This window comes from Pseudonocardia sp. SID8383 (assembly GCF_009864975.1).
Taxonomy (GTDB): domain Bacteria; phylum Actinomycetota; class Actinomycetes; order Mycobacteriales; family Pseudonocardiaceae; genus Pseudonocardia; species Pseudonocardia alni.
Map to the genome: position 1 here is coordinate 1 of NZ_WWFY01001242.1, position 5,152 is coordinate 5,152.

At 73.8% G+C, this 5,152-nt stretch carries 5 protein-coding genes and 1 pseudogene; 4 read left to right on the plus strand and 2 right to left on the minus strand.

Annotated elements, in window-relative coordinates:
* A partial coding sequence (locus GTW08_RS30530) for a helix-turn-helix domain-containing protein (RefSeq protein ID WP_161152882.1) occupies positions 1-510 on the minus strand: 510 nt, incomplete at its 3' end.
* An 84-nt stretch (positions 511-594) separates the two neighbouring features.
* Between GTW08_RS30530 and GTW08_RS30535 the strand changes: the two genes are divergently transcribed.
* From GTW08_RS30535 to GTW08_RS30550, 4 genes are read left to right on the plus strand one after another with little or no spacing between them, the layout of a single operon-like run.
* Positions 595-1,785, plus strand: coding sequence for a CaiB/BaiF CoA transferase family protein (locus GTW08_RS30535; RefSeq protein ID WP_073575353.1), 1,191 nt, complete (start codon positions 595-597; stop codon positions 1,783-1,785).
* On the plus strand, positions 1,782-2,519 hold the full coding sequence (locus GTW08_RS30540; RefSeq protein WP_073574988.1) for an acetoacetate decarboxylase: 738 nt from the start codon (positions 1,782-1,784) through the stop codon (positions 2,517-2,519). The genes GTW08_RS30535 and GTW08_RS30540 overlap by 4 nt, the downstream gene beginning before the upstream one ends.
* Positions 2,516-3,415: a 3-hydroxyacyl-CoA dehydrogenase NAD-binding domain-containing protein gene (locus tag GTW08_RS30545; protein WP_073574989.1), complete on the plus strand. Its 900-nt coding sequence runs from the start codon at positions 2,516-2,518 to the stop codon at positions 3,413-3,415. The genes GTW08_RS30540 and GTW08_RS30545 overlap by 4 nt, the downstream gene beginning before the upstream one ends.
* On the plus strand, positions 3,412-4,608 hold the full coding sequence (locus GTW08_RS30550) for an acyl-CoA dehydrogenase family protein (protein WP_073574990.1): 1,197 nt from the start codon (positions 3,412-3,414) through the stop codon (positions 4,606-4,608). Before GTW08_RS30545 ends, GTW08_RS30550 begins: the two co-directional genes overlap by 4 nt.
* Here the strand turns inward: GTW08_RS30550 and GTW08_RS30555 are convergent.
* Positions 4,562-5,152 (minus strand): annotated as a pseudogene (locus GTW08_RS30555) (hypothetical protein); the annotation flags it as partial. The gene GTW08_RS30550 and the pseudogene GTW08_RS30555 overlap by 47 nt on opposite strands.

Below are 5,152 nucleotides of genomic sequence, written 5' to 3' on the forward strand. Positions count from 1 at the left end.
GTCGAGGAGCGCGGCGGCGGCGCCGGGATCACCCTCGTGCGCGGCGAGCGCGACCCGTTTGCGTTCGGCCGGGCCGAGGTGGGCGAGCAGGACCCGGCCGGCCGCGGTGTCGGGCAGCGGCGCGCGGACCCGCGCCGACAGCGCCACGTCGAAACCCTCGTCGGCGCCCGCCCAGTCGAGGTAGACGGCGTCGTCGCCGATCCGGGCGGCGAGCAGCACCGGCAGCCCGGTGTGCCGGGCGAGCTGGTCGAGCGCCTCGTGCGGGATCGCCGGGACGGGTGGTTCCCCCGCTCTCGCCGCGAGCATCCACGGCGCGGGGCCCAGGGTGTACCGACGGTCGCGCTCGTCGAGGTAGCCGGTGGCGACCAGGCCGTCGACGAGTTTCTGCACCGAGGACACCGGGGCGCCGACGCGGCGGGCCAGCGCCGACAGGGAGCTGCCGTCGGGCCGGCGGGCGGCGGCCTCCAGCAGACCGGCCACCCGGTCCACGGTCCGGTGGTGGTTACGCATATGGGTAAGGCTAGCTCGCAGGAGCGAGAGAAGTTAGCCATGCTCATGGAGAACATGATGGGGACCGACCAAGGGGAGCACGACATGGGTGGCGCACTGGACGGGCTGCGGGTGATCGACCTGGCGTCGGTGGTCATGGGCCCGTACGCCTGCCAGATCCTGGGCGACCTGGGCGCCGAGGTGATCAAGATCGAGCCGCCGGCCGGGGACATGACCCGCCGCACGCTGCCGCAGCGCAACCCCGGGATGGGCGCGCTCGCGCTGAACGTGAACCGCAACAAGCGCTCGGTGGCGCTCGACCTCAAGACCGACGCCGGCCGCGCGGTGCTCGACGACCTGCTCGACACCGCCGACGTCCTCGTGACGAACATGCGCCCCGGCGCGCTGGACCGGCTCGGGCTCGACCCCGGGCGGGTCGCCGAGCGCTTCCCGCGCCTGGTCCAGGTCCGCGCGCAGGGCTTCCGCAGCGACTCCGAGCTCGCCGACCGCGCCGCCTACGACGAGATCGTGCAGGCGTCGTCGGGGATGGTGGACCTGATGCGCCGGGCGACCGGCACCCCCTCCTACGCGCCGACGATCCTGGCCGACAAGGTCTGCGCGCTGACGATCGCCTACTCCACGCTGGCCGCGGTGATCCACCAGCGGGCCACCGGCGAGGGGCAGCTGGTCGAGGTCCCGATGACCGACACACTGCTCGCGTTCAACCTGGTGGAGCACCTGTCCGGGCACACCTTCGTGCCCGCGGAGGGCCCGACCGGGTTCAACCGGTCGATGGCCGCCGGGCACGAGGCCGTCGCGACGAAGGACGGCTGGGCCTGCATCCTGCCCTACACCCCGCGCAACATCGCCGACTTCTTCACCGCGGCCGGCCGCGACGACCTCGCCGCCGACGAGCGGTTCGCCACCTCCGCCGCGATGGCCGCGCACCAGCCCGAGCTGTACGCGCTGATCGGCGAGCTGGCCCCCCGGCGCACGACCGACGAGTGGGCGCAGCTGTGCGCGCAGTACTCGGTCCCGTTCGCGCCCGTCCTCGCCGTCGACGACGCCGAGACCGACCCCTACGTCACCGACGGCGGCCTGCTCACCGAGGCCGAGCACCCCACCGAGGGCCGCTACCGGTCCATCGGCTTCCCGGTCCGGTTCACCGCCACCCCGGGCGGGATGCGCACCCCGGCCCCCGCGCTGGGCGCCGACGGCGCCGACGTGCTGCGCGAGCTGGGCCGCACCGACGACGAGATCGCCGCGCTGGTCGCCGACGGGGTGCTCGCCCGATGAGGGCCGCCGACGTCCTCGCCGCCGGAACCACCCCGCTGACCGCGCCCGCGTTCACGCCGGGACCGCACCGGTTCACCGACCGCGAGTACCTGAACGTCGTCTACCGCACCGATCCCGACGCGTTCCGTCGCGCGCTGCCCGAGCCGTTGGTGGCCGGGGAGCCGCTGGTCCGGTTCGAGGTCATGCACATGGGCGACGTCGACGGCTTCGGCCCCTACACCGAGTCCGGGCAGGCGCTGGCGTGCTCCTTCGACGGCGAGGAGGGTGAGTACCTGCACGGCATGTGGCTGGACAACGCACCGGCGACCTTCGCCGGGCGCGAGCAGAGCGCCTACCCGAAGGCGTTCGGCACACCACGACTGGGCGTCGAGGACGGTGCGCTCGTCGGCACCCTGCACAAGGGCTCGCTGCCGGTGGCCGTCGCGACCATGGCCTACCAGCACACCGAGCTCGATCCGGCGGAGGCCGCCGCGCAGGTCGGTGTGCCGACCTTCATGGTCAAGCTCGTGCCGGGCCGATCGGGACCGGTCGACGCCCGGCTGGTCCGCACCCGGATCACCGACCTGACCGTCAAGCGGGCGTTCACCGGACCGGCCCGGCTGCAGCTGTTCGACCACGTCCTCGCACCGCTGGCGGACCTGCCGGTGCGCGAGATCGTCTCCGCCTCGCACGTGCTGACCGACCTCACGCTCGCGCCGATCACCACCGTGCACGACTACCTGGAGGAATCGTGAGGATCACCGAGATCGGTGCCGGCACCATCGGCGTCTCCTGGACCGTGCTGCTGGCCGCGGCCGGACACGACGTCGTCGTCACCGACCCGCGGCCGGACCTGGCCGAGGTCGTCGACGCCGGTGTGCGCCGGTTCGGGTCGGCGGACCTGCTGGAGCGGGTCGTCTGCGAACCGGACCCCGCCCGCGCCGTGGCCGGTGCCGACGTCGTCCAGGAGCAGGGACCCGAGCGCCTGGAGGTGAAGCAGGACATCTGGGCGACCGCGGCCGCGCACGCCCCGGCCGGTGCGCTGCTGCTCAGCTCCACCTCGGGGATCCTGCCCACCGACGTCGCCGCCCGGCTCGACGACGACGCCGCCGCCCGGTTGCTCGTCGCGCACCCGTTCAACCCGCCGCACGTCCTGCCGCTGGTGGAGCTCGTCGCCGGGAAGCGCACCACGCGCGACAACGTCACGCGGGCCGCGGAGTTCCTGCGCTCGGTCGGCAAGGACCCGGTCGAGATCCACAAGGAGGTGTACGGCTTCGTCGGCAACCGGCTGCAGTCGGCGCTGTTCCGCGAGGCCGTCTCCCTCGTCCGTGACGGTGTGGTCTCCCCCGCCGAGCTCGACCGCGTGGTCACCGGCGCGCTCGGTCCGCGCTGGGCGACCGGCGGACCGTTCCTGAGCCTCCACCTCGGCGGCGGCGACGGCGGCCTGCGACACCTGCTCGAGCACCTCGGCCCGGGGATGGCGCGCCGATGGGCCGACCTGGGGGACCCCACCCTCGACCCGGACACCGTCGAGGCGATCAGCACCGCCACCGAGGACGCCTACGGCCCCAGCCGCGAGGCCCTCACCACCGCACGCGACCGCGCCGAGACCTCCGTACTCGCCGCCCGGTCGCAGATGGAGGAGTCATGACCGCACCGCTTCCCGCCGACCTCTTCGGCTACGTCGACCTGCTCCCCCCCGAGGAACAGCAGATCCTCTCCCGGGTCCGGTCCTTCGCCGAGGAGCAGATCGCCCCGATCGCCGACGCGTACTGGGACCGCGCGGAGTTCCCGCACGAGCTGATCCCGGGGTTCGCCGAGCTCGACGTCGTCGGGCTGGCACGGGAGTGGCCGGACCGGCCCGCCTACTCGCGGCTGCTCACCTCGTTCGTGTCGATGGAGCTGTCCCGCGTCGACCCGTCGATGGCCACGTTCTTCGGCGTGCACGCCGGGCTCGCGCTGACCTCGATCGACCTGTGCGGGTCGCCGGAGCAGAAGGACCGCTGGCTCCCGGCCATGCGCCGGATGGAGAGGATCGGCGCGTTCGCGCTGTCCGAGCCGCACGGCGGGTCCGACGTCGCGGGCGGGCTGGAGACCACCGCTCGCCGCGAGGGCGACGAGTGGGTGCTGGACGGCGCCAAGCGCTGGATCGGCAACGGCACCTTCGCCGACCTGGTGATCGTGTGGGCCCGCGACGTGGCGGACGACTCGGTCAAGGGCTTCGTCGTCGAGAAGGACATGCCCGGGTTCACCGCCACCAAGATGGAGGGCAAGCTCGCGCTGCGCACCGTGCAGAACGCCGACCTCACCTTCGACGGCGTGCGCGTGCCGGAGGCGAACCGGCTGCCCGGCGCACAGAGCTTCGCCGACACGAACCGGGTACTGCGGGTGACCCGTGGCGGCGTCGCCTGGAACGCGGTCGGCGCGATGGCGGGCGTGTTCGAGCTGGCCCGTGACTACGCCGTCGAACGCGTCCAGTTCGGGCAGCCCATCGCGTCCTTCCAGCTGGTCCAGGACCACCTCGTGTCGATCCTGGGCGCCGTCGTCGCCTCGCTGGGGATGGCGGTCAGGGTCGCCCAGATGCAGGACGACGGCACCTTCCGCGACGAGCAGGCGGCCCTGGCCAAGCGACAGGCCACCCTGATGCTGCGCGACGCGGTCGCCCGGGCCCGGGAGGTGTTCGGCGGCAACGGGATCCTGCTGGAGAACAAGGTCGGCCGGTTCTTCAACGACGCCGAGGCCCTCTACTCCTACGAGGGCACCAAGGAGATCAACACCCTGGTCGTGGGGCGCGCGGTCACCGGGATCGGGGCGTTCGTGGGACGGAGGCCCGCGAAGCAGTGAGCACCGCCAGGGCGTCGCGCAGCGCCCGCAGCCCGGTGACGGCGGGGTCGTCACCGGGCAGCGCCGCGAGATGGGCGTCGACGCACTCCCGGTACAGGCCCGCCAGGTGGTCGGTCAGCAGGGTCCAGGCCGCCACCCGCTCGCCGAGCGCCCCGTCGCGCCACCGCAGGGCGGCCCGGGCCAGGTCGCGGTGGGCGCCGTCGTAGGAGGCGACGGCGGCGTCGTTGCGGCCGATCTCCCCGGTCGTGAGGGTGTGCAGGAACCGGACCGGGAACAGCACCGTCTTGGTGACCGCGCGCGGCCCGCGGGCCAGCAGTGCGGCCGGGTCGGCGACCCCGGCGAGCCAGGCGTCGTCGACCCGCTCGACGAGGAACCCGGCCGAGCCGCGGACCAGCTCGTCGTGGCCGGGCGGGACGGCCCCGTCGCGGACGTCGGTGCCGTGGCGCAGCACGCCGGAGTCGAGCAGGTCGAGCCGGTCGACGGCGGGCAGGCGGGCCGGTCGGCGCCCGGTCCCGTGGCGCACGGTGTCCGGGTCGGCCCAGAA